Consider the following 23,657-nt stretch of genomic DNA (forward strand, 5'->3'; position numbering starts at 1 on the left):
TGGAAAATCTTCTTCTAAGCTTCGAATAGCTTAGTTCTCGTGATTTTTGAGCTCTTCTAGCTTTAGAATCCTTCAAAAATTAAAATTTAAAGCTGTCATAGACTTAGAATAGATCTAAAAAATATATACAAATGCAATTCTAAACTTAGAATTGAATTTATATTAAAGTGATTATACTGTTCGATACTTAGAATGACTTGATTCTGAGAAATGTTGACTAGAAAATGGATCGAATGGCTTTTTTCTGATATAGGATGATAGATAGATGGGTGAGATGATGAACATACAAAAAGAGAAAGTTAGAAAAGAGTTGATGTCCCTCTGTTTGGGAGAGTTCACAGCCGTCCTATCTATTTGGTTTTGTTTTTTCCTTTTGAAAAATAGGCTTGGTGATTGGAATGGTTTGATCTCTATTCTTCATCCGTTGTCTTTACTGACATTTATTTTGCTTCAAGGTTCAATCTATTGGGCGATTTTGATTAGAAGACTCTCGAAACCTCAGTTCGGAAGTGAAAATGTCCCTAAACTATATGGTGTGCTCAGAATACTAGACCTCGTTTTACTTATTTCAGGCTTTCCTTTTATTGTCTGGAATACACAGAGTTTCCAACTGGCTATTATAGCCACACTAATACAGCTTTTTGCCCTTATCGAATGGGTTAATTATTTCCTCCTACGTTTATCCTATAGTCTGAACCCACTTGTTTTATGGAAACGAATTACTAAGGGAAAACTTGAAAAGAGTAGAATAGCCAAGGAGTTGGGGTAAGGGAGAATGAATGTATGTTTTAGATACTATCAATATAAAACTTTAGTTGACGTTAAATAATATTAAAAATGAGTAGGAGAATATCTATGTCTGTAGGGTTAATGGTTGGTTATAATTGGTGGACTATAGGAGAAGGGAGTCTTTTTAATTCATTCTTTTCGACTATTTATGTTCGCTTAGAAAATAATGAGTGGGGAAGTAGATACCCAGTAATAATGAATAAGCTTTACTGGGGAGATGTTCCTTTTGAATCTGTTGAAAGAGGAATAGAGGAGTTGTTATCTATCCAAGAGGAGTTGAAAACATTTCTCCCTCAGGATGTTATATGGGATTTTGAAGATTTGTCACTCACTCCTCCTTGGGGAAATAATATCGCAGAGCATATAACAAATTTATCGCATTATTTCATAACGAGTTCCGGAAAAGATTTAATAGAAGTTTTGCTGACTAGTTTTAGCTTTTCACTTGAGCACGGTCAAAATGTGAGTGTAAAAAGTATTTGAAACTCAATAAATCAAAGATTCATTTATGCTATAATATTCTTAATGAAACTCAGAAAGGAAGCTCAATGTTCAATAAATTTCTACTCTTCGAAATTACTTAATGGAATAAATCAAATAGTTATAGAGAATGTGCAAAAATGAATGAAAAATTACTTTTCTATGTTATTACTCACCTCTAGTCAACCATTAAAAATACTGATTTGATTTTTGTGATGAAAGTCAGGATCTTCACCAGATTTGCTAGTCATGATGAGTTGATGGCATTGATTGGTTTTTACCACGATTGACATAATCGTTAGTTTTCTCAAATGGCTTAATTATTATTTTTGAAAGGTCTTTTATGGAAAAAATTCTATCTTTAGGTCTGACAGGTAGGAAATTACTTGCTCAGGGTTTCTTATTTGTTCTGCTAGGTCTTATCTTGATGGTTACGGGGACTTGGTTGCCAGTAACGGTTATTCGACTGGTTCTGTTTTTAGCTTGGATAGCAACGGTCTTAGATTTAGTATTACGTATTTTCAAAAAAAGTCAGTCAACGGACACCTTGGGAGTTGCACTGGTTAAATTGTTAGTGCTGGGATATTTGCTAGGCTCGAATCTTGCGACGGATGTGCCGATTTATATTTTGGCTCTTGTGATTGGAGTTTATCAGATTTTTCATGCTACTATCAACCTTGTCACCTATGTTCTCTACCGTAAAAATAATATTCGACCTCGTTTTCGTCTCTTACTAGATGGTATTCTACTAGTTTTTCTTGGTGGAGCTAGTCTTTTGTCCTCTACGGGAAATTCTGTCTTTCAACTCTTTGTTTTAGGGGCTTATTTTTTCCTTTATGGTCTGTCCAATATCCGTGACGGTTTCTTATTTGAAGGGGAAATTGGGAAAAACCATCTCAAACGTCGTATTAGAATTAGCTTACCTATTGTCCTAGCCGCTCTCATCCCTGCAAGAACTTTAGCAAAAGTTAACAAATTTATGCTGGAAAATGCTGATGAGGAAGAGAACATCCATCTTGGAATAGTGAAGTCTGGTAAAACAGCGGAGCTAGAAATTTTTGTTCATACAGCTGAGACCTCCCTGTTTTCAGCTATTGGTCATGTGGATATCTGCTATCAGGGCCGTGTTATTTCTTATGGCAACTATGATCCGTCATCTGAGACCTTATTTGGTATGGTAGGAGATGGTGTTTTATATTTCTGTGACCGCGATAAGTACATTGATCTATGTAAACGTGAGAGTCAAAAAACGCTTTTTGGTTACGGAATAGATTTGACACCTGAAATGGAAAAAGCGGTTCAGAAAAAGTTGGCTGAATTGAAACAACTGACGATTCCATGGGAGCCAAGTGCAGATAAAATCACGACAGGTGATGGTAAGGAAGACTACACCTACGCTTATAAAATCAGACATGAGACAGATGGGGAACTTTATAAATTTATCAAATCTAAGTTTAAATCCTACTTTGTCTTATCTACAAACTGTGTGCTCTTGGCTGATACCATAGTCGGTCAGGCTGGCACCGATATCCTCTCACCCAAAGGATTTATCGCTCCAGGAACTTACCAAGCCTACCTTAATCGAGAGTTTGAAAAACCAAATAGTATAGTCGTATCTAAACATGTTTATTAAGGAGAATTTATGAACTTAGTAAAAAAATACACCCCGTTAATACTTTTTATAGGGCTGGTTGCTCTTGTAATTCTGAATGCATCGAGCTTTATATCAGGAGCAATCTCTCTCTTTGATGTAATATCAACCTTGATTTATGGTGCTGTTATTGCTTTTGTTCTTAATGTTCCTATGAAAAAAATTGAACAGTACTTAGTTAAATTGAAGGTAAAGGCAGAGTTGCGTCGTCCGATTGCCATGGTACTTGTTTTCCTAGCTCTTATCTTAATCGTGATTGCTCTTTTGGTTTTGGTGCTGCCAACCCTAGCCCAGACTATTAGTCAGCTGGGAACAGTCCTTTCAACAGTCCTTACTCAACTTGGGAAATTGCTAGGCAGCTCGGAATTTGTAACCAAAGACATGTTGTCAACTATCGTATCAGGCATACAGGGACAATCTAGTTCTATTAGCCAAGCTTTGATAGGTTTTTTATCAGGTCTGACTAGTAATATCGGCAATATTTTTTCAAGTTTGATGAATGCCTTTTTGATTATAGTCTTCACCTTTTTATTTTTATCCAGTAAGGAACATTTGGCAGCGATGACGAGTCGACTTCTAAAAGTTTTTCTTCCAGAGAAGGTGGTGATAAAGTTGACTTACATTGGACAAGTAGCACTAGAGACTTATGACCAATTTTTGATGGGTCAGCTGATTGAAGCAGTTATCATAGGAGTTATGATAGCGGTTGGTTACAGCGTGTTTGGGATACCCTATGGAGTAATGACAGGTATCTTTGCAGGAGTGCTATCGTTCATTCCTTATGTAGGGCCTATGATTGCTTGTGTTGTGGGAGCGATTTTTATCTTCACAGTGAGTCCTACTCAAGCCTTACTTTCTCTTCTTCTATATCAAGTTATACAGCTGATTGAAGGAAACCTTATTTATCCTAGAGTTGTAGGTCAGTCTATTGGTTTGCCAGCTATTTTCACGCTTGCGGCTGCTAGTATTGGAGGCAATCTCTTTGGCTTACTTGGGATGATATTCTTTACACCGATATTTGCTGTTATCTATCGATTGGTTAAGGAATTTGTCGTTGCAAAGGAAAATCAGCTAGATAAAAAATAAATTTAATGAGACTTGTTAAATAAATTATCTGTGTGAAAGAAGAAAATAAAATAATTACTTGGACTTTGTCTCTTTTCCTGTTTTGAAGGTTCATGAGACTATTTTATCTCCTTAGAAAGGAAAACTCTCAAATTGTCCTATAAATTTCTACTCTTTGACCTTGACCACACTTTGCTGGATTTTGATGCTGCTGAAGATGTAGCTTTGACACAACTTCTAAAAGAAGAAGGAGTTGCGGATATCCAAGCCTATAAAGACTATTACGTCCCTATGAACAAGGCTCTCTGGAAGGACTTGGAGCAAAAGAAAATCAGTAAACAAGAACTGGTTAACACGCGCTTTTTTCGTTTATTTGCTCATTTTGGACTGGAAAAAGACGGTAGGTTACTTGCCCAGCGTTACCAATTTTACTTAGCCCAACAGGGACAAACACTTTCGGGCGCTCATGAATTCTTGGACAGCCTCATCGAGCGTGATTATGATTTGTATGCTGCGACAAATGGGATTACTGCCATCCAGACAGGGCGTTTGGCTCAATCAGGTCTGGCTCCCTATTTCAACCAAGTCTTTATCTCTGAACAGTTGCAGACGCAAAAGCCTGATGCACTATTCTATGAAAAAATCGGTCAGCAGATTGCAGGTTTTAGTAAAGAAGAGACGCTGATGATTGGAGATTCCCTGACAGCTGACATTCAAGGTGGCAATAATGCTGGAATTAACACGATTTGGTACAACCCTCATCACCTAGAAAGTCATACACAAGCCCAGCCGACTTACGAAGTCCATTCTTATCAAGACTTGCTGGATTGTTTAGATGCTTTGTAGTGATTTTCCCAAGAGGTGTTGATATGGAAATTAAAGTCATTGAAGAGATTGATAACTTACTAAATCTCATCGAGCAGTATCAGTTAAAAGGTGTGGTTGCTCAAGTAAATTCGTTAAAAGAGTTAAAGTATATCATAAGCAATCATATAGAGTTAAGTACTCGAGAGAAGATGAATATCCACTATTCACTCTTTCTCCCTAGGGGTGGTTTATCTGAACTCTACTATATGGACGCTAATCTTGAACGGATGATGTCTGTAAATAATCAACTTTCCTATTCTATTGATACAATCGAAAAGTTTTTAATGGCTGATTGATACTGTGAATACTAATGTCAAATAATAGGGTCAATAACAGTATATATAAGAACTGTAAAAAGTGGTTTAGATAGCCACTTTTTGCTATAATAGAGGCAGTAAAAATAAAGGAATAGTAAACGATGTCAAGACCAGAACTTTCTCTTTATGAACCATTGTATACACTAAAGGAAGTTGATCAAAATATCTGGATAGCAGATGGTGATTTGATACAAATGGACTTGAAGGTCCTCAAACTACCTTTTCAGACACGTATGACAGTGATAAAGTTAAACGATGGAAAACTCTGGATTCATTCTCCTATTGCGCCAAATGAGGAGCTCTTTACTGAACTGGACGCTTTGGGCAAAGTCGCTTACCTAATTTCACCCAATAAGATTCACTACGCCTATATTGCAGATTGGAAAAAAAGATATCCTTATGCACAAGCATGGTCTAGTCCAGGAGTTGAAGAGAGAGCAAAAAGTCAGAATGTCATGGTGGAATTTGATGCTCCTTTAACTGATAAGGCACCTGACTTATGGTCTGATGAGATTGATCAACTTATTTTTAAGGGAAGTTCTGTCATCGAAGAGGTCGTGTTTTTTCATAAATCGACTAAAACACTCATTGTAACGGACCTTATAGAGAATTTTGAACCTGAAAAGATAGCTAGTCCAATCCGAAGAAAAATTTATCGTTTAGCTCGTGTAACAGCCCCTGATGGTCAAACTCCTATTGACTATCGGATGACTTTTTTAGGAAGACAAAGGGAAGCAAAGGTTTCCTTTTCCCGTATGTTAAACTGGAAACCGGATAAGATCATACTTGCACATGGTTTATGCTTTTTTAAAAATGGTACGGATGAATTAAGACGTGCTTTTAGATGGATACGATAAAGGAGAGAAAGATGCAACACTCATCTTGGCATGCTTTGATTAAGGAGCAATTACCTGAAGGTTATTTTGGGAAAATCAATCAATTTATGGAACAGGTCTATGCTCAGGGAACTGTTTATCCACCTAAGGAAAAAGTTTTTCAGGCTCTCTTGACTACACCGCTTGAAGAAGTGAAGGTAGTGATTCTAGGGCAAGACCCCTATCACGGGCCAGGTCAAGCGCAGGGTTTGAGTTTTTCTGTACCTGACTCAATCCCAGCTCCGCCGTCCTTGCAAAACATTTTAAAAGAGTTGTCAGATGATATCGGCGTTAAGAAATCTCATGATTTGACGTCTTGGGCTAAGCAAGGAGTCTTACTTCTTAATGCTTGCTTGACGGTCCCTGCTGGTCAGGCAAATGGTCATGCTGGGCAGATATGGGAGCCTTTTACTGATGCCGTGATTCGGGTTGTCAATAATCTAGACAGACCTGTAGTCTTTGTACTCTGGGGTGCTTATGCACGCAAGAAGAAGGCCTTGGTTACCAATCCTCACCACTTGATTATCGAATCAGCCCATCCTAGTCCTTTATCAGTTTACAGAGGATTTTGGGGTTCCAAGCCTTTTTCCAAGGCCAATGCATTCTTAATAGAGACAGGACAAGAGCCAATCGATTGGCTTAGATAAGGAGATAATATGCCTCAGTTAGCGACGATTTGCTACATTGATAACGGAAAAGAACTGCTCATGCTCCATCGTAATAAGAAGCCCAATGATGTCCACGAAGGCAAATGGATTGGTGTGGGTGGTAAGCTAGAGCGAGGTGAGACTCCACAGGAATGTGCAGCGCGTGAAATCCTCGAAGAAACAGGGCTCAAAGCCAAGCCGGTTCTAAAAGGTGTTATCACTTTTCCAGAATTCACACCAGATTTAGACTGGTACACCTATGTTTTTAAGGTGACGGAGTTTGAGGGTGACTTGATTGACTGCAACGAGGGAACTTTAGAATGGGTTCCCTATGATGAAGTTTTGAGCAAGCCAACTTGGGAGGGTGATCACACTTTTGTTGAGTGGCTTTTAGAAGATAAACCCTTCTTTTCAGCCAAGTTTGTTTATGATGGGGATAAATTATTGGATACCCAAGTTGATTTCTATGAATAAAGGAGAAAGCAAATGCTACTAATCAAAAATGGTCGTGTAATGGATCCCAAGTCTGGTTTGGATCAAGTGTGTGATGTTTTAGTGCAAGATGGGAAAATTGTCAAAATAGATGCCGAAATCAAGGAAGAAGGAGCAGAGCTAATTGATGCTACTGGTCTTGTAGTTGCGCCTGGACTAGTGGATATTCATGTTCATTTCCGTGAACCTGGTCAAACCCACAAGGAGGACATCCATACTGGGGCACTAGCGGCTGCTGCAGGTGGTTTTACAACGGTTGTCATGATGGCTAATACTAGTCCAACCATTTCGGACGTAGAGACTTTGAAAGAAGTTCTCCAGTCTGCTGCCAAGGAAAAGATTAACGTCAAGACAGTTGCGACTATTACCAAGAACTTTAATGGCCAAGACTTGACAGACTTTAAGGCTCTTTTAGAAGCTGGAGCCGTTGGTTTTTCAGATGATGGAATTCCGCTTGAAAGTAGTAAAGTGGTTAAGGAAGCAATGGTAGAAGCCAAAAAACTCAATACCTTTATCTGCCTTCATGAGGAAGATCCAGGTTTGAATGGAATTCTTGGCTTTAACGAAAACATCGCTAAAGAACATTTCCATATCTGTGGAGCGACAGGAGTGGCTGAGTACGCTATGATTGCGCGCGATGTTATGATTGCCTATGCAACCAAGGCCCATGTTCACATCCAGCATTTGTCTAAGGAAGAAAGTGTCAAGGTGGTGGAGTTTGCTCAAGGACTAGGTGCGCAGGTCACAGCAGAAGTAGCGACACAGCATTTCTCTAAGACAGAAGCTCTTCTTTTAACTCAAGGAAGCAATGCCAAAATGAATCCTCCACTTCGTTTGGAGTCAGACCGTCGTGCCGTTATCGAAGGTCTCAAGTCAGGTGTTATCACAGTTATCGCAACGGACCACGCGCCTCACCATGCAGATGAGAAAAATGTTGAAGATATCACCAAAGCACCATCTGGTATGACAGGTTTGGAAACCTCTCTTTCTCTTGGTTTGACTTATTTGGTGGAAGCTGGTGAGTTGAGCTTGATGGAATTGCTAGAAAAAATGACTGTCAATCCAGCCAAGCTTTACAACTTTGAAGCAGGTTACTTGGCTGAGAATGGTCCAGCGGATATCACTATCTTTGACGCTAAGGCTGACCGCCTTGTGGACTCCCATTTTGCGTCAAAAGCAGCCAATTCCCCATTTATCGGTGAAACTTTAAAAGGGCAGGTTAAATATACCATCTGCAAGGGACAAATTGTCTACCAAAACTAGATGGGATTCTGCTCTAGAAACTATAAGAATAGAGAGCGTATATGTATCCAACCCATCAATTTAAAGACAAGTTTGTCTTATTTCTTAAGATATTTTTCCCTATTCTGATCTATCAATTTGCCAATTATTCTGCCTCTTTTGTTGATACAACCATGACTGGGCAGTACAATACCATGGACTTGGCGGGGGTGTCAACCGCAACGAGTCTATGGAATCCTTTCTTTACTTTTTTAACAGGGATTGTTTCGGCCATGGTTCCCATCATAGGCCATCATCTGGGACGGGGCAAAAAGGAAAAAGTAGCATCTGATTTTTACCAATTTATCTACTTGGCTTTCGGACTGTCTTTGGTCTTGCTTGGAATGGTAGTATTCTTAGCGCCACCTGTCTTAACCAACATCGGACTAGAAGCTCAAGTGGCGGCAGTTGCAGTTTCCTATCTTTGGTACCTGTCTATTGGAATTATTCCCTTGTTGCTGTTCAGTGTCATTCGCTCTTTGTTGGATTCTCTTGGATTGACCAAGCTATCTATGTACCTCATGCTCCTATTACTTCCGCTCAATAGTGGTTTTAACTATCTCTTGATATATGGAGCTTTCGGTTTCCCTGAGCTTGGTGGCGCAGGAGCAGGACTAGGAACTTCACTAGCCTATTGGGTTTTATTGGGGATTTCTATTCTTGTTTTATTCAAACAAGAAAGGTTAAAAGCGTTACATCTTGAAAAACGCATTCCACTAAATATAGATAAAATCAAGGAAGGTGTTCGATTAGGTCTACCAATCGGGGGAACCGTATTTGCTGAAGTAGCCATTTTCTCCGTGGTTGGACTAATCATGGCTAAGTTTTCATCGCTCATCATTGCCAGTCACCAGTCAGCTATGAATTTTTCGAGTCTCATGTATGCTTTTCCTATGAGTATTTCCTCTGCTATGGCGATTGTTGTGTCTTACGAGGTGGGGGCCAAACGTTTTGAGGATGCAAAAATCTATGCTCGTCTGGGGAGAGTAACCGCCCTTATTTTTGCAGGTCTTACCCTATCTTTTCTCTACATTTTTAGAGATCGTGTAGCAAGTCTATATGGGAATGACTCTCAGTTCATTGAAACAACTGCTGTATTTCTAACCTACAGTCTCTTTTTCCAGCTAGCTGATACCTTTGCGGCTCCGCTCCAAGGAATTTTAAGAGGGTATAAGGACACTATCGTTCCTTTCTATCTTGGCTTAATCGGATATTGGGGAGTAGCGATACCACTAGGATATCTACTAGATCAAGTAACTGACTTAGGGGCATTTGCCTACTGGATTGGGTTAATTGCCAGCTTGATTGTTTCTGGTTGTTTGTATCAATGGCGTCTGAAAACCGTAATGAAAAGATTGAGCTAATTTTTGGAAAATATCCTGAAAAAGCACTTTGTGAAAAAATACTCTAACTAGAGAGAATCCCTGTTTTAACAGGGGTTTATTTTTTTATATTGTGAATTTTTATTAGCCATATACTTTGACAGCGTATACTAAAAAAGGTAAAATAGTAAGGTAAGTACAAAGTTAGAAAGGCAAGATTATGTCAACTTTAGATAAGAATCTTTTGCTAGAGATGTTCCGTAAGATGGAAGAAATCCGTCGCATGGACTTAAAAATCGCTCAGTTAGTGAAAAAGGGGAAAGTTCCCGGTATGACTCACTTTTCTGTCGGAGAGGAAGCTGCTAACGTCGGAGCGATGCTGGCTCTTAATCCAGATGATCTGATTACCTCAAATCACCGTGGACACGGGCAAGCTATTGCTAAGGGGATTGACCTCAACGGAATGATGGCTGAAATCCTCGGGAAATACACTGGAACCTGTAAAGGAAAAGGTGGTTCTATGCACATCGCTGACCTGGATGCTGGGAACCTCGGTGCCAATGGTATCGTTGGTGGTGGTATGGGAATCGCTGTCGGTGCAGCCCTCAGTCAACAAATGCAAAACACTGGAAAAATCGTCGTTTGCTTCTTTGGAGATGGTGCGACCAACGAAGGTGTCTTCCACGAAGCAGTCAACATGGCTTCTATTTGGAACTTGCCAGTTGTTTTCTACTGCATTAACAACGGTTATGGGATCTCTGCGGATATCAAGAAAATGACCAATGTAGAGCATATCCATCAACGTAGTGCGGCATATGGAATTCCTGGAATGTTTATCGAAGATGGGAACAACGTCATCGATGTCTATGAAGGATTTAAGAAAGCTGTAGATCATGTTCGTGGTGGCAATGGCCCAGTCTTGATCGAAAGTGTAACCTATCGCTGGCTTGGCCACTCATCATCTGACCCTGGTAAATATCGTACTCGTGAAGAAGTGGAATTGTGGAAACAAAAAGACCCAATCGAAAACCTTCGCAAATACCTCATTGAAAACAATATTGCAAGTGCAGAAGAATTGGAAGAAATTCAAGCACAAGTCAAGGAAGCAGTAGAAGCTTCTGTTAAATTTGCTGAAGAAAGCCCATTCCCACCACTAGAATCAGCATTTGAAGATATTTACGCAGACTAAGGAGAAAGAGATAAAAATGGAAACAAAAACAATGTCGTTCCGTGACACCATTATCCTTGCTATGTCTGAGGAAATGCGTCGCGATGAAAATGTATTCTTGATGGGAGAAGACGTCGGTGTCTTTGGAGGAGACTTCGGAACTTCTGTTGGAATGCTCGAAGAATTTGGTCCAGAACGTGTTCGTGACTGTCCGATTTCTGAAGCTGCTATCTCAGGTGCAGCAGCAGGAGCAGCCATGACAGGACTTCGTCCAATCGTCGATATGACCTTCATGGACTTCTCGGTCATTGCCATGGACAATATCGTCAACCAAGCTGCTAAAACACGTTACATGTTTGGTGGGAAAGGTCAGGTTCCAATGACTGTCCGATGTGCAGCTGGTAACGGAGTTGGTTCTGCAGCTCAGCACTCTCAGTCTCTAGAGTCTTGGTTCACACACATCCCAGGTCTTAAGGTTGTAGCTCCAGGTACACCTGCTGACATGAAAGGACTTCTCAAGTCTTCTATCCGTGATAACAACCCTGTTATCATCCTTGAATACAAGTCAGAATTTAACCAAAAAGGGGAAGTGCCAGTTGATCCAGACTATACAATCCCACTTGGGGTTGGGGAAATCAAACGCGAAGGTACAGATGTAACAGTCGTTACTTATGGAAAAATGCTTCGCCGTGTGGTTCAAGCTGCTGAAGAATTAGCAGAAGAGGGAATTTCAGTTGAAATTGTGGACCCACGTACCCTCGTTCCACTTGATAAGGATATCATCATTAACTCAGTGAAGAAGACTGGTAAGGTCGTTCTGGTCAACGACGCCCACAAAACAAGTGGCTATATCGGAGAGATTTCAGCTATTATTTCAGAATCAGAAGCATTTGATTATCTAGACGCACCAATCCGCCGTTGCGCCGGAGAAGATGTGCCAATGCCTTACGCGCAAAACCTTGAAAATGCAATGATTCCAACAGTTGAAAGCATCAAAGATACAATCCGTAAGACATATAACAAAGAATAATACATAATATAAGTTATGTAAATAAAATAAAAAAGACGAGAAACTTTGTATCTTTTAGGTGCAGAACTCTTTTCGTCCTTAATATCTTAGTATAGAATTGGAGAGGTCATGGCTGATGACAAGCTAAGAGCGACTCCTGCGGCTAGAAAGTTAGCGGATGATCTAGGAATCAACCTCTACGACGTTTCTGGCTCAGGTGCAAACGGTCGTGTCCACAAAGAAGACGTGGAAACTTATAAAGACACAAACGTGGTTCGCATTTCGCCACTTGCAAAACGAATTGCCCTCGAACATAACATTGCTTGGCAGGAAATCCAAGGAACGGGTCATCGTGGTAAGATCATGAAGAAGGACGTTTTGGCCTTGCTTCCTGAAAATATCGAAAACGACACCATCAAGTCTCCTGCTCAAATCGAAAAAGTGGAAGAAGTTCCAGACAATATCACTCCTTATGGTGAGATTGAGCGTATTCCAATGACACCAATGCGTAAGGTTATCGCGCAACGTATGGTTGAATCTTACCTAACTGCGCCAACTTTCACACTCAACTATGAAGTTGATATGACTGAAATGCTGGCCCTTCGTAAGAAGGTTCTTGATCCGATTATGGAAGCGACTGGTAAGAAGACTACTGTAACAGACCTTCTTTCACTCGCTGTTGTGAAAACATTGATGAAACACCCATACATCAACGCTTCATTGACAGAAGACGGCAAGACCATTATCACTCATAACTATGTCAACCTTGCGATGGCGGTTGGTATGGATAACGGTCTAATGACACCAGTTGTTTACAATGCTGAAAAAATGAGCTTGTCAGAGTTAGTAGTAGCCTTTAAAGACGTGATTGGTCGTACCTTGGATGGCAAATTGGCTCCAAGTGAGTTACAAAACTCAACCTTCACAATTAGTAACTTGGGAATGTTTGGTGTTCAGTCCTTTGGTCCGATTATTAACCAACCCAACTCAGCAATCCTCGGGGTAAGCTCAACAGTCGAGAAACCTGTAGTTGTCAATGGTGAGATTGTTATCCGACCAATCATGAGCCTTGGTTTAACTATTGACCACCGTGTTGTAGATGGTATGGCTGGTGCTAAGTTTATGAAAGACTTGAAAGCCTTGATTGAGAATCCGATCTCAATGTTGGTTTAAGTCAGCTATTGTTATTTTAGAGATTTAGAAGGAAGTAAGACATGGCCTTAGAAGTAATTATGCCAAAAGCCGGCGTAGATATGACAGAAGGACAAATTGTCCAATGGAATAAAAAAGTCGGTGAATTTGTAAAAGAAGGAGAAATCCTTTTGGAAATCATGACTGACAAAGTCAGCATGGAATTGGAAGCCGAAGAAGATGGATACTTGATTGCCATCCTTAAAGGAGATGGTGAAACTGTTCCAGTAACTGAAGTTATCGGTTACCTTGGAGAAGAAGGGGAAAACATCCCAACAGCTGGCGCAGCTGCGCCAGAATCAAAACCTGCACCTGCAGCTAGTGCCTCAAACGACGATGGTAAGAGCGATGATGCCTTTGATATCGTTGTGATTGGTGGAGGTCCTGCTGGTTATGTTGCAGCCATTAAAGCTGCCCAACTCGGTGGGAAGGTTGCCCTTGTTGAGAAATCTGAACTCGGTGGAACGTGTTTGAACCGTGGCTGTATCCCAACGAAGACCTACCTTCACAATGCTGAAATCATCGAAAATATCGGTCATGCAGCAAACCGAGGTATCGTCATCGAAAATCCAAACTTCACTGTAGATATGGATAAACTTTTAGAGACAAAATCTAAGGTTGTCAATACTTTGGTTGGTGGCGTTGCGGGTCTTCTTCGCAGCTACGGAGTTACAGTTCATAAGGGTGTTGGTACTATCACTAAAGATAAGAATGTCTTGGTAAATGGTTCTGAATTGCTTGAAACCAAGAAAATTATCCTTGCTGGTGGTTCAAAAGTCAGCAAGATTAACGTCCCTGGTATGGAATCTCCACTTGTGATGACCAGCGATGATATTCTTGAAATGAACGAAGTTCCAGAAAGCCTCGTAATCATCGGTGGTGGGGTTGTCGGTATCGAACTCGGCCAAGCATTCATGACATTTGGTTCAAAAGTAACTGTTATCGAAATGATGGACCGTATCGTTCCAGCTATGGATGCGGAAGTGTCTAAGAATCTTCGCTTGATTCTTGAGCGTAAAGGTATGACTATCTTGACAGGTACAAAATTGCAAGAAATCATCGAAGAAAATGGTCAACTTCGTATCAAGGTTGAAGGAAAAGACGATATCATCGCTAGCAAAGCTCTTCTTTCAATCGGTCGTGTGCCAGACCTTGAAGGAATTGGTGATGTTGAGTTTGAATTGGATCGTGGACGTATCAAGGTCAACGAATACATGGAAACTTCTGTTCCTGGAATCTACGCACCAGGTGACATCAACGGTACTAAGATGTTGGCGCACGCAGCCTTCCGCATGGGTGAAGTTGCCGCTGAAAATGCCCTCAAAGGAAATCATGCTGTTGCGAAACTCAACTTGACTCCTGCAGCCATTTACACTCTTCCTGAAGTAGCAGCAGTAGGTCTGACTGAAGAACAAGCCCGTGAGAAATACGATGTAGCCATCGGTAAATTCAACTTTGCTGCCAACGGACGTGCAATTGCATCAGATGCGGCTCAAGGTTTCGTAAAAGTTATTGCTGATAAGAAATACGGAGAAATCCTTGGTGTGCACATCATTGGTCCTGCAGCTGCAGAATTGATCAACGAGGCATCAAGCATCATCGAAATGGAAATCACTGTTGAGGAAATGCTGAAGACCATCCACGGACACCCAACCTACTCTGAAGTGATGTACGAAGCATTTGCAGATGTTCTAGGAATGGCCATCCATTCACCAAAGAAAAAATAAAACGAAGATAGACTAGGCTGGAAAGATGTTTTCCAGTCTCTATCGTATAAAGGGATATCATGAAATATATTATCAATCATTCAAACGACACTGCTTTTAATATCGCCTTGGAAGAATATGCCTTTAAACACCTTTTGGATGAGGATCAAATCTTCCTTCTTTGGATTAACAAACCTTCTATCATTGTTGGTCGTCACCAGAATACTATCGAAGAAATCAACCGTGACTATGTTCGAGAAAATGGTATTGAGGTAGTCCGCCGTATCAGTGGTGGCGGAGCTGTTTATCACGATCTAAACAACCTCAACTACACCATCATTTCAAAAGAAGATGAAAACAAGGCCTTTGACTTCAAGAGCTTCTCAACTCCAGTTATCAATACCTTAGCTCAACTAGGCGTCAAAGCTGAGTTCACAGGCCGTAATGACCTTGAGATTGATGGAAAAAAATTCTGTGGCAATGCCCAAGCCTATATCAATGGGCGTATCATGCACCACGGTTGCTTGCTCTTTGACGTTGATTTGTCAGTCCTTGCTAATGCCCTCAAGGTTTCAAAAGACAAATTTGAATCAAAAGGTGTGAAATCCGTTCGTGCCCGTGTAACCAATATTGTCAATGAATTACCTGAAAAAATCACAGTTGAAGAATTCCGTGATTTGCTATTGGAATACATGAAAAAAGAGTACCCAGAGATGACTGAATACGTCTTTTCAGAAGAAGAAATGGCGGAAATCAATCGCATTAAGGATACAAAGTTCGGTACTTGGGACTGGAACTACGGTAAATCACCTGAATTTAACGTTCGTCGGGGAACAAAATTCACTAGTGGAAAGGTTGAAGTTTTTGCCAACGTCATTGAATCAAAAATCCAAGATATCAAGATTTATGGTGACTTCTTTGGTATCGAAGACGTTGCAGCTGTAGAAGATGTCCTTCGTGGCGTAAAATATGAACGCGAAGATGTTCTTAAGGCACTAGAAACTATTGACATCACACGCTACTTTGCTGGTATCAGCCGTGAAGAAATCGCTGAAGCAGTAGTGGGGTAAGGAAAAAGAATCCATTTATGATGGATTCTTTTATTAGGGTTAAACTTAATAATCAAGCTGATTAGATTATAATAGTGATGAAAAAAGAAAAGGAGTTATTCGTTTATGTTAGAAATTTCAGTAGAAAAACTTGATCTATTTGAACAGTTAGACCGCAATGTTGTTGCTTTTTATAGAAATGCAGAAATTTCTCAAGCTGAAAATTTATATATAAGCATCACACAAGAACATTATTATAAAAAATACAAAGAGCTTCAGCCTTTAGGATACCAAGCTGTTCAAATACCTTTAGGAATGGCTTTAGATAATGTAATCCAGCAAGCCTATTTCCAAAATCTTATAATTGGCGGACTTCTCCCCGATGAAATCAAAGTAAACAAAGAGGACTTAATGCCTTTGAAAGACATTGTTGATAGTTTTTGTATTATGTATGCTGCAACAAATAACCGACTTGAAAATAGTAAGGCTTATGAACTTATGAAAAATAAGACAGTGTTCTTTATTGGTAAACTGTTAACTGATGATCTTAAAAGTGGTGACGAAATTTCTTATATGGGAATCGAAAGAGAATCAGCTGATGGAACTTCTTATGAAGCAGTAAAATGTTTTCTAACTAAAGAGAGTGCTGAGCAATACAATGATTCAAAAAAACCTGTAAGCCCAGCAAATCTAGCCTATCTGCAAGCCTTTTGGGGTAAACCAGTAATTATAGAGCCACACCGTAACTACTGGATTGAGTTTAAATAACTAAAAAACGAAAGATAAAAGGAATTGATCTTTCGTTTTTTAGCGATAGTTGATTTACATAATTTATAATATGTAACACTTATAAACTATCCAAAGCATTCTTTTGTTCATCATTGACGATATGGGTATAGAGGTCAGTGACTTGTGTGCTAGCATGACCTAACTGATGGCTGACCAAAACTTGCGATTTAGTAGCATCATAGAGCCTGGTCGCCAGGGTATGGCGTAGTTTGTGGGGAGTTACACGGACTTTGAAATCCTCTGAGTACTTAGCAACCATTTTCTCAACACTAGAAGCATCGATACGATTGGGAGCACCACGATATAAGGTCAGAAATAATGCTGTATCTGTCTTTTCCGTCTTATAGCGTTGATTTCGAATGGCTAGATAATTTTCAAGATAAGGCTTAGCAAAGGCCGCGACATTGACAGAATCACGTTTGCCCCCTTTTCGAGTGACATCTATAACCATCATTTTGAGATTGAGGTCTCTTAGATCCAGATTAACAGCTTCAGATAAGCGGACACCAGACGCCAAGAGAAGGGCAATAATGGCTAAATCACGTTCTTTATTTTTATTGAATGACGAGAGTGCACGATTTGAGAGCTGTTGTGGGTACTCCTGGTCGATATAGGTTAAAAAACCTTCTGTTTCATCACCTAGAAAGAGTTTTTGTTTGATGTTTTCAGCTCTAGCAGCAAGTGTTTCTTTCTTTTTCTTGGTTGAAACTTTCTTCATTACATTACGATAGAAATAGGGCTCTCCTTGGTCATTTTCAACTTCCTCAGTTAGATACTTGTAAAGACTAGAAAGTGCTGACAAGGTCCGATTGATGGTCGTCTGAGAGACACCTTGTTTGGTTGTATTGGCGTTCAGCAAAGGACGTTCTCGTAGATAGAGGATAAAGGATTCCATATCTTTCTTTGACATGTTTTCCAAGACCGATAAAGGAATATCAGCCATTTTATCAGCGTTTGAAATCCCAGACTCCAAAACCCAGCTGAAAAATCGATCATATTCCTTGAGGTATTCGTACAAGGTTGTAAAACTATAGGGGACAGCAAGCTTAGATTGGTAGTATTCCAGAACATACCAGGGCATGATTTGTTTTAGTTTGTCGATTCGTTCCAGTAGAATCTCACGTTTCATGTATTTTCTCCATAATTAAGTCTACTAGTAGTATAGCATAGACTAATATATTTTTCAAGAAAATTATAGTTTTTCGGAAAGATGTCATAAGTGTTTACTGTTTTTAGAACCAAACCAAAAAATAACTAAAAATTTTTTTGGAACAAAAATGGTTTAAAAATGTATCTTGTCAAAGTGAAAACTGGAAATTTTCAAATGTACATTTTGACAATAAAAAACACTCCAATATCAATTTAATGATCTTTAGAGTGTTTTTAGCTTGTTTGATTTTAATATTTTATTACATCTTTAATCTAATTTTCTTCTTAAACCTTTGCAAATCGAACATACCTTTTTATTTCGTTTTCTGTATGCCATTCTTTCTTTAACTTGAATTTTATAACGATGTTCTGGATTTTCTTGACATATCCACCATACAGACATATTACTCAACTCTGTGATTTCAGTTGGACTTGCTATTAGGAGGTTATTCAAATAATCCCACTCATTCATTAGACTTTGTTGAGTTGTTGCCAAGTCGTTAAATCCTTTTAAAACTTTTTGATTCCTACAATATGGACAAGAATTTTCTCGGTAAAATTTTTCTTTAATGACTTGCTGATATTCTCCAGTGCATACAGGACATTTCCACCATGCGGTATATGTTGAATTAACTCTTACTGAAAACATTTCTTGTTTATTTAATATAGACCAATTCTTTAATTAACCAAGGATGTGTTGTTTCAAGATCGTTATAACTTTTGCAGTCTTTTTAAATGAACAATATGGGCAACATTGGTCGTTTTCGGAGCGTTCAGAAATTTTCGCTTTATAACTCCTGTGACATTTACGACAAATTCGATCAACTATTATATTTGAATCATAAAAGAAAGTGTCAATATCTCCGTTATGTTCTTTCACCCATTCATTGATTAAGTACGGTTTAGCGAAGCTTATTTTTTCATTTGGTTTAGGGATTTTTTTATTACAGTAAGGACAAATAGAGTTAAGATTATTAAAGTCACTGTTGGTAAATACATCTAAAACAATCCCTAACTTTTCATTGAATTCTAATTTGCAACAATCACAAATCCAAGTAAATATTTTATTTTCGGATTCTACTGATGTTACCTCTTTGATTAATGCATCCTAATATTGAATATAGGACTCCTGAATTACTTCGATAAAAAAGTTAACTACAGAAACAACGGAATTAAATTTGTTTTTTGCGCTAAAATGATGCGCACGTTTAGAATAAAACAAGTATTAAACTTAATACAATTTTAACATAGCGGAAAAGAGGTGTAAAGAATAAATACTCTGAAAAGCTTGTATACATTTTTGATTCGTGCACAAGTATGTAAATATTGTAAAACAATTTCAAAATGTGGTAGACTAGATATGAATTTTGATGGACGATAATTAGGTCAGAGAAAAGGTTACAGATGGAAAAATTAGTTTTTATCGGAATGCTAGTGTTCTTGGCATTTGTGTTTATTGGAATATTGTTTTGGCTGCGTTTTAGAATGAAGAACACCTTTGAGAACGGTGTTCCAGTGTACGATGCCCCAGCAAATAATCAGACTAGGACGAGTAAGCTAAGCGTAGGAGAGTATGCAGTGCACATAATTTTAATACTAATTAGCGCTATAATTGCCTTTAAGGTCATGAGCATGTTCCGTCATGGGGCGGCGCCAATTGGTGCTGCTATAATCACGCCTTCTATAATGTCGCTTTTCAATGCACGAAGGAGAACCGGGAAATCTTGGATGAGTATCGTTGCAGTGCTTATGATATTCGTGTTTTTGATGTTTGTATATATAATTATAGGTCTACCTGATAACGCACCTCCACTTAAAATTGACGGAACTGAAATTCATCTTACAGAGACTAAGATTTCGGATTTGATAGACAAGGGGTTTGAAATTTATGTGTCAAATGGTAGACATGATTATCCTAATTATAACGAGCTTTTGACAACGGGAAGCTATACTAAATACCAAGTAGCTGGGGTTAGCGTACCAAACGGCTTTAAGTCATATGACTCAGCAGTTACGCGATCTACCTATCTTCTTGTAAAGAAGAATGTAGTTCTCGGATGTATAGGTGTTTACGGAGATAAGAGGAAGAGTACGGAGCTGAAGGACTGTGTAGTTACGCAGGTTTGCTTCGATTCTGAGTGCACAGCTGTTGCCAAAAAATATGGAATTTCATATAATATAGATGGTATAGATTTGCTAAAGAAGCTTGACGAAAACGAGTTCACGAAAGTATTTGGGGAAAAAAATATGGCTGACTCCAAGCGAGCCAAGAGATGAATATTTGAGTCATTATGGCGTGCAGTGGGGAGCAGGTAACAATGAATTCTTTTGGAATCATTATTTTATGAATTTAGACCTTGATTCGAATAATGATATAGTTAATTTTAATTTTAGTTCTAATATTGCAGCAGAGCGATAGAAGAATTTGCAGGGATAATTAGGCAAAATGAAAAAGAAAAAAGTACTAAGTAAGATAAAGTATGCTATTTATCTTCTAGTGGTCCACCTTATATGCATACTTTTCACTATAAGCAAAATAGTGATACCTTCATGGGATCACTGGTTAGAGACGACACGCTTTCTTTGGACAAGCTTTCCTACCTATGTATGCGTGTTAATAGCCATTCTCCCAATGGTATGCTTTTGGCCATATTTGATTAGTGCAGATTTTAAGCCGGGTACAGCAAAGACCTTGCTTGCAACTTTTGGTCTAATAGTAGGTAACGTGACTCTGATTTTGATATATACGACTATTTTGCACAAGGTATTATAGGTATAAAAAAATCCCTTTATAGGGATTTTTTGATTTCTTCAAGTAGCTCGTCATATTCTTCAAATGCTGGAACCTTTGGGTGATCCTTCTTGATTGACAAGAATCCTTGTGGGTGTCTCCTTGAAAGAAGTCGGTTTAATCGACGGTCAAGGCAGTTGATTTGGTTAGTCCAAATTATTCGGCAAGCCATAAAAATACTCAAATTTCTCCCAATAACATTGTCATCATAGATAGTTTCCCCTTATCACTTTGTCAACCAGTCCGTAACCATAGAGCACATGTTTTTAATGAACTAGCCGACATTGGTTACAATTCCTCTAAGCACCTTTGGTTCTATGGATTCAAAGTACATATGCTGGTCACCCTATCAGGCTATATTCTGAATTATGTTGTAACGCCTGCCTCAGTACATGATATTAGGGCAGTTGATGACTTACTAGAAAATTATTCTCAACCCTATGTTTTAGCTGATTTAGCTTATCTTAGCTATGAACTCAGAGAACAGTTGAAACAGAAAGGTTACCATCTTTGGACGCCTTTACGTCAAAAGATGGTAAGAGCTAAACAACATAATCATTGGAAACTAATGGCTATGAGACGGACTATTGAAACTCGATTTTCAGAACTTTGTGCTTTTTTTGATGTCGAACAAACACTAGCTAGAGGCTTAACAGGATTGCAGTTGAGAATGGAGCAAATTGTACTGACTTATAATCTGAGATACTTTGAGATTAACTAGCACCACGAGTAAAAATCTATATCTTACTATCAATAAGACCTTAAATGAGTAGCAAAAAATGTACAATTGAACCACTACTTCTTCTGCACCTATTAGAGTAAAAATGTACAAATCAATTCCTTAAATCAGATGATGTTATGAACTAGAAAATATACAAAATAACACTTCAAAATAATGTACAAAATAAAAATAAAGTACACTCCTTAAAGAATGGACTTTATGCTTCTAATTCAGTTGTATCAATAGTTTAGCTCACGTTAAGTCAATTGTACATAAACTTTTAGTTTTTAAAAAAGACTTAAACCTGTGTAAAACAAATCTAAATCTTTGGAGTTATTATTGTGAATCATTATCTAGTGCTTTTTCTAGTTTCCAAATACTAAACCAGAATGAAATAGTCAGCAGAATAAGGAAAATAAAAAAGAGATTATCAGTAACGAAACTTCTGTTCATTCTACATAACTGAAGAGCTATATAAGGAGCTATGAGATACAAAATACATTGTATAATTGCTATTGTTTTCTTTTTCATGATTCTTAATCTTACTGTACAGATTTGATACAGTAAACTCCTTTCTAGCTTTATCATTCCTAACTTAATTATAGTCTTATTTTTTACAAAGTTCAATTACTTGTATGTTGAAATACCTTATCAGTAAGAAATAACCGATCTCATTGCAGAGAATCGGTTTTCAAAATACATCAAGAAAGTATTTTACATAATTTATGTTATGCAAAATACTACAACAACAAATCTTTGACTTTCCCAATTTCACTTTTTGGAATAACTAGGTGGATCATATCACCCAGATACATTCTAGTTGAGCCGTGAACTGTTTGGCTCTTACCATTATGGACTTGGGTGGTGATGAGTACGTTATGTGGCAAGTTGAGCTCGTGAACCTGTTTTCCTGCTATTTTATCTGAAACAGGAATTTCAATTAGTGTTACTTCTCCTTCGTCTGTTGCTTCTTCTGGTAGCATTTTTTCTAGCATGGCCTCATAGACCGGAGCACCCTTGAGCAGATCCATGATGATGTAGGCGACTAAGGTCACTAAACCAAGTGGCATGAGATTGCGAATATCTCCAACCATCTCGGTTACGAGTATCATAGCAGTTAAGGGAGCCTTGGAAATCGCCCCAAAGTAGCCACTCATCCCTAAAATGATAAATATAGGGAATTGTTGCTGACTGACAAGTCCAAGATTGACACAAATGACACCAACTAGGGCACCAAGTAAGGAACCAAGCGCCAAAATTGGTAGGAAAATTCCTCCTGGCAGGCCACTTCCATAACTAATCATGCTCCAGATAAAGCGGATCAAAAAGTAAACTAATAGAACTTGGAAACTAAAATCTTGCTCAGTTAGAGAAAGAACGACCTGATTCCCACCACCAAGGATTTGTGGCAAGAAAATCCCGACTGGTATGATGAGGATAAAGGTCAAGATTGGATAATAAGCTTTATCCAAATGGATTTTTTGACTAATCCAGTCATAAACTCGACCGACATTGAGTACAGCTTTCTCATAGAGAAAACCTGATAGCCCGAGAAAAACTCCCATAAGGAGGTAAATCCAATACTGGTCTAGGGTCATGAGAGGAATGTTGTCTGGCATATCCAGTACGGGTGTTAGGCCAAATATGAGTAGTGAGACAAAGTTTGCTACGAGACTAGCTGCTAGAGTTGAGACCCAGAAAAAGCGTGAAAAATGGTGGTAAACTTCTTCTATAACAAAGAGGAGACCTGCGATTGGTGCATTAAAGGCAGCTGCTAATCCTGCTGCAGCACCACTAGCAATCAAAGAGCGTTCCTCAACTGGACTCGATTTGAGCCACTTGGCAATTCCTTTACCACCGACCGCTCCAAGTTGAATACTTGGCCCTTCACGCCCTAGCATAAGGCCGCTTGCAATAGCAAGAATCCCTAGAATATATTTTTTCCAGAGGACACTCCACCAGTTAAGAGTCATCAGTCCCTTTAGTTCGGCTTCGACTTGTGGGATTCCTGAGCCTTTGATATCTTTCTCTGACCGAGTTAGTTTGGCACTGAGACAGCAAACTATTAAATAAAATAGGCTAATGATAAAAAGATTGCGCACTAGGTGCGCTTGATCTTGATAGAGTCCTTGTATCAGGTGGAAGCCTTTTTCGATTAAGAAACGAAAGGATCCTACGATTAGCCCGACGACGAGACCAACAATGATTCCTCGTCCAACTTGGGATAATATGGTGCTTGAGGCAAAGGCAAATTCTTTCTTGGAACTGAGTGTTTCTGACTGTTCCTCCATAATCATT

At 38.9% G+C, this 23,657-nt stretch carries 22 protein-coding genes and 1 pseudogene; 19 read left to right on the forward strand and 4 right to left on the reverse strand.

Going from position 1 to position 23,657, the window contains the following annotated elements; translation table 11 throughout:
* Window positions 1-265: 265 nt before the first annotated feature.
* The 17 genes from STO1_RS04770 (at window position 266) to STO1_RS04850 (ending at window position 16,677) form a co-directional block, all read left to right on the forward strand.
* Window positions 266-769 carry a hypothetical protein gene (locus STO1_RS04770; RefSeq protein ID WP_096422200.1) on the forward strand — a complete coding sequence of 168 codons (504 nt, stop codon included), beginning with the start codon at window positions 266-268 and terminating at the stop codon, window positions 767-769.
* Window positions 770-855: 86 nt separating this feature from the next.
* The gene (locus tag STO1_RS04775) at window positions 856-1,272 is read left to right on the forward strand and encodes an Imm70 family immunity protein (protein ID WP_096422202.1); all 417 of its coding nucleotides are present in this window, start codon (window positions 856-858) and stop codon (window positions 1,270-1,272) included.
* Between the two features lie 340 nt (window positions 1,273-1,612).
* Window positions 1,613-2,902 (forward strand): hypothetical protein, encoded by a 1,290-nt coding sequence (locus STO1_RS04780; RefSeq protein WP_096422204.1) that lies wholly within the window; start codon window positions 1,613-1,615, stop codon window positions 2,900-2,902.
* A 9-nt stretch (window positions 2,903-2,911) separates the two neighbouring features.
* The gene (locus tag STO1_RS04785; protein ID WP_172843641.1) at window positions 2,912-4,006 is read left to right on the forward strand and encodes an AI-2E family transporter; all 1,095 of its coding nucleotides are present in this window, start codon (window positions 2,912-2,914) and stop codon (window positions 4,004-4,006) included.
* A 132-nt stretch (window positions 4,007-4,138) separates the two neighbouring features.
* The gene (locus STO1_RS04790; RefSeq protein ID WP_096422206.1) at window positions 4,139-4,831 is read left to right on the forward strand and encodes a pyrimidine 5'-nucleotidase PynA; all 693 of its coding nucleotides are present in this window, start codon (window positions 4,139-4,141) and stop codon (window positions 4,829-4,831) included.
* Between the two features lie 23 nt (window positions 4,832-4,854).
* Window positions 4,855-5,148, forward strand: a complete 294-nt coding sequence (locus STO1_RS04795; protein WP_049478788.1) for a hypothetical protein — start codon at window positions 4,855-4,857, stop codon at window positions 5,146-5,148.
* A 122-nt stretch (window positions 5,149-5,270) separates the two neighbouring features.
* Window positions 5,271-6,026 (forward strand): DUF4336 domain-containing protein, encoded by a 756-nt coding sequence (locus STO1_RS04800; RefSeq protein WP_049478789.1) that lies wholly within the window; start codon window positions 5,271-5,273, stop codon window positions 6,024-6,026.
* Between the two features lie 11 nt (window positions 6,027-6,037).
* Window positions 6,038-6,691, forward strand: a complete 654-nt coding sequence (locus STO1_RS04805; protein WP_096422208.1) for a uracil-DNA glycosylase — start codon at window positions 6,038-6,040, stop codon at window positions 6,689-6,691.
* 9 nt (window positions 6,692-6,700) lie between these two features.
* Window positions 6,701-7,165, forward strand: coding sequence for an NUDIX hydrolase (locus tag STO1_RS04810; RefSeq protein ID WP_001135768.1), 465 nt, complete (start codon window positions 6,701-6,703; stop codon window positions 7,163-7,165).
* 12 nt (window positions 7,166-7,177) lie between these two features.
* On the forward strand, window positions 7,178-8,446 hold the full coding sequence (locus tag STO1_RS04815; protein WP_070657668.1) for a dihydroorotase: 1,269 nt from the start codon (window positions 7,178-7,180) through the stop codon (window positions 8,444-8,446).
* 41 nt (window positions 8,447-8,487) lie between these two features.
* A complete protein-coding gene (locus tag STO1_RS04820) occupies window positions 8,488-9,828 on the forward strand; it encodes an MATE family efflux transporter (protein WP_096422210.1) in 1,341 nt (446 codons plus the stop codon).
* Between the two features lie 178 nt (window positions 9,829-10,006).
* Complete coding sequence (locus tag STO1_RS04825; RefSeq protein ID WP_000105373.1) at window positions 10,007-10,975, forward strand: thiamine pyrophosphate-dependent dehydrogenase E1 component subunit alpha; 969 nt, start codon at window positions 10,007-10,009, stop codon at window positions 10,973-10,975.
* Window positions 10,976-10,991: 16 nt separating this feature from the next.
* Window positions 10,992-11,984 carry an alpha-ketoacid dehydrogenase subunit beta gene (locus tag STO1_RS04830; protein ID WP_008808674.1) on the forward strand — a complete coding sequence of 331 codons (993 nt, stop codon included), beginning with the start codon at window positions 10,992-10,994 and terminating at the stop codon, window positions 11,982-11,984.
* A gap of 108 nt (window positions 11,985-12,092) precedes the next feature.
* Window positions 12,093-13,136: a dihydrolipoamide acetyltransferase gene (locus STO1_RS04835; RefSeq protein WP_000752714.1), complete on the forward strand. Its 1,044-nt coding sequence runs from the start codon at window positions 12,093-12,095 to the stop codon at window positions 13,134-13,136.
* A 41-nt stretch (window positions 13,137-13,177) separates the two neighbouring features.
* Entirely contained in the window at window positions 13,178-14,881 is a 1,704-nt protein-coding gene (gene lpdA / locus STO1_RS04840; protein ID WP_084878281.1) for a dihydrolipoyl dehydrogenase, read from the forward strand.
* A gap of 59 nt (window positions 14,882-14,940) precedes the next feature.
* Window positions 14,941-15,930: a lipoate--protein ligase gene (locus STO1_RS04845; protein ID WP_049484467.1), complete on the forward strand. Its 990-nt coding sequence runs from the start codon at window positions 14,941-14,943 to the stop codon at window positions 15,928-15,930.
* Between the two features lie 105 nt (window positions 15,931-16,035).
* On the forward strand, window positions 16,036-16,677 hold the full coding sequence (locus STO1_RS04850) for a hypothetical protein (protein WP_096422212.1): 642 nt from the start codon (window positions 16,036-16,038) through the stop codon (window positions 16,675-16,677).
* A gap of 79 nt (window positions 16,678-16,756) precedes the next feature.
* Here the strand turns inward: STO1_RS04850 and xerS are convergent, their stop codons facing one another.
* The 3 genes from xerS to STO1_RS09900 all read right to left on the reverse strand — a co-directional run bounded on the left by xerS (window position 16,757) and on the right by STO1_RS09900 (window position 18,727).
* Window positions 16,757-17,827, reverse strand: coding sequence for a tyrosine recombinase XerS (gene xerS / locus STO1_RS04855; protein WP_096422214.1), 1,071 nt, complete (start codon window positions 17,825-17,827; stop codon window positions 16,757-16,759).
* Window positions 17,828-18,115: 288 nt separating this feature from the next.
* Complete coding sequence (locus STO1_RS09895) at window positions 18,116-18,496, reverse strand: zinc-ribbon domain-containing protein (RefSeq protein WP_231869992.1); 381 nt, start codon at window positions 18,494-18,496, stop codon at window positions 18,116-18,118.
* Between the two features lie 33 nt (window positions 18,497-18,529).
* Complete coding sequence (locus STO1_RS09900; RefSeq protein WP_231869993.1) at window positions 18,530-18,727, reverse strand: zinc-ribbon domain-containing protein; 198 nt, start codon at window positions 18,725-18,727, stop codon at window positions 18,530-18,532.
* Window positions 18,728-19,251: 524 nt separating this feature from the next.
* Here STO1_RS09900 and STO1_RS04870 point away from each other — a divergent pair.
* A complete protein-coding gene (locus tag STO1_RS04870; RefSeq protein WP_231869994.1) occupies window positions 19,252-20,124 on the forward strand; it encodes a hypothetical protein in 873 nt (290 codons plus the stop codon).
* A gap of 600 nt (window positions 20,125-20,724) precedes the next feature.
* Window positions 20,725-21,359, forward strand: a pseudogene (locus tag STO1_RS04880) (IS982 family transposase); the annotation flags it as partial.
* Window positions 21,360-22,099: 740 nt separating this feature from the next.
* Here the strand turns inward: STO1_RS04880 and STO1_RS04890 are convergent.
* On the reverse strand, window positions 22,100-23,650 hold the full coding sequence (locus STO1_RS04890; protein WP_096422218.1) for a ClC family H(+)/Cl(-) exchange transporter: 1,551 nt from the start codon (window positions 23,648-23,650) through the stop codon (window positions 22,100-22,102).
* Window positions 23,651-23,657 lie beyond the last annotated feature (7 nt).

Source organism: Streptococcus oralis subsp. tigurinus, from assembly GCF_002356415.1.
GTDB classification, from domain to species: domain Bacteria; phylum Bacillota; class Bacilli; order Lactobacillales; family Streptococcaceae; genus Streptococcus; species Streptococcus oralis_F.

Bases quoted from the DNA above. Each gene is read 5' to 3' on its own strand.
- STO1_RS04870 (WP_231869994.1), top strand. From the start codon at position 19,252: ATGGAAAAATTAGTTTTTATCGGAATGCTAGTGTTCTTGGCATTTGTG.
- STO1_RS04830 (WP_008808674.1), top strand. From the start codon at position 10,992: ATGGAAACAAAAACAATGTCGTTCCGTGACACCATTATCCTTGCTATG.
- STO1_RS04825 (WP_000105373.1), top strand. From the start codon at position 10,007: ATGTCAACTTTAGATAAGAATCTTTTGCTAGAGATGTTCCGTAAGATG.
- STO1_RS04775 (WP_096422202.1), top strand. From the start codon at position 856: ATGTCTGTAGGGTTAATGGTTGGTTATAATTGGTGGACTATAGGAGAA.
- STO1_RS04780 (WP_096422204.1), top strand. From the start codon at position 1,613: ATGGAAAAAATTCTATCTTTAGGTCTGACAGGTAGGAAATTACTTGCT.
- STO1_RS04845 (WP_049484467.1), top strand. From the start codon at position 14,941: ATGAAATATATTATCAATCATTCAAACGACACTGCTTTTAATATCGCC.
- STO1_RS04850 (WP_096422212.1), top strand. From the start codon at position 16,036: ATGTTAGAAATTTCAGTAGAAAAACTTGATCTATTTGAACAGTTAGAC.
- STO1_RS04810 (WP_001135768.1), top strand. From the start codon at position 6,701: ATGCCTCAGTTAGCGACGATTTGCTACATTGATAACGGAAAAGAACTG.
- STO1_RS04815 (WP_070657668.1), top strand. From the start codon at position 7,178: ATGCTACTAATCAAAAATGGTCGTGTAATGGATCCCAAGTCTGGTTTG.
- xerS (WP_096422214.1), bottom strand. From the start codon at position 17,827: ATGAAACGTGAGATTCTACTGGAACGAATCGACAAACTAAAACAAATC.
- STO1_RS09895 (WP_231869992.1), bottom strand. From the start codon at position 18,496: ATGTTTTCAGTAAGAGTTAATTCAACATATACCGCATGGTGGAAATGT.
- STO1_RS04890 (WP_096422218.1), bottom strand. From the start codon at position 23,650: ATGGAGGAACAGTCAGAAACACTCAGTTCCAAGAAAGAATTTGCCTTT.
- STO1_RS04770 (WP_096422200.1), top strand. From the start codon at position 266: ATGGGTGAGATGATGAACATACAAAAAGAGAAAGTTAGAAAAGAGTTG.
- STO1_RS04795 (WP_049478788.1), top strand. From the start codon at position 4,855: ATGGAAATTAAAGTCATTGAAGAGATTGATAACTTACTAAATCTCATC.
- STO1_RS04805 (WP_096422208.1), top strand. From the start codon at position 6,038: ATGCAACACTCATCTTGGCATGCTTTGATTAAGGAGCAATTACCTGAA.
- STO1_RS04820 (WP_096422210.1), top strand. From the start codon at position 8,488: ATGTATCCAACCCATCAATTTAAAGACAAGTTTGTCTTATTTCTTAAG.
- STO1_RS04835 (WP_000752714.1), top strand. From the start codon at position 12,093: ATGGCTGATGACAAGCTAAGAGCGACTCCTGCGGCTAGAAAGTTAGCG.
- STO1_RS04800 (WP_049478789.1), top strand. From the start codon at position 5,271: ATGTCAAGACCAGAACTTTCTCTTTATGAACCATTGTATACACTAAAG.
- STO1_RS04785 (WP_172843641.1), top strand. From the start codon at position 2,912: ATGAACTTAGTAAAAAAATACACCCCGTTAATACTTTTTATAGGGCTG.
- lpdA (WP_084878281.1), top strand. From the start codon at position 13,178: ATGGCCTTAGAAGTAATTATGCCAAAAGCCGGCGTAGATATGACAGAA.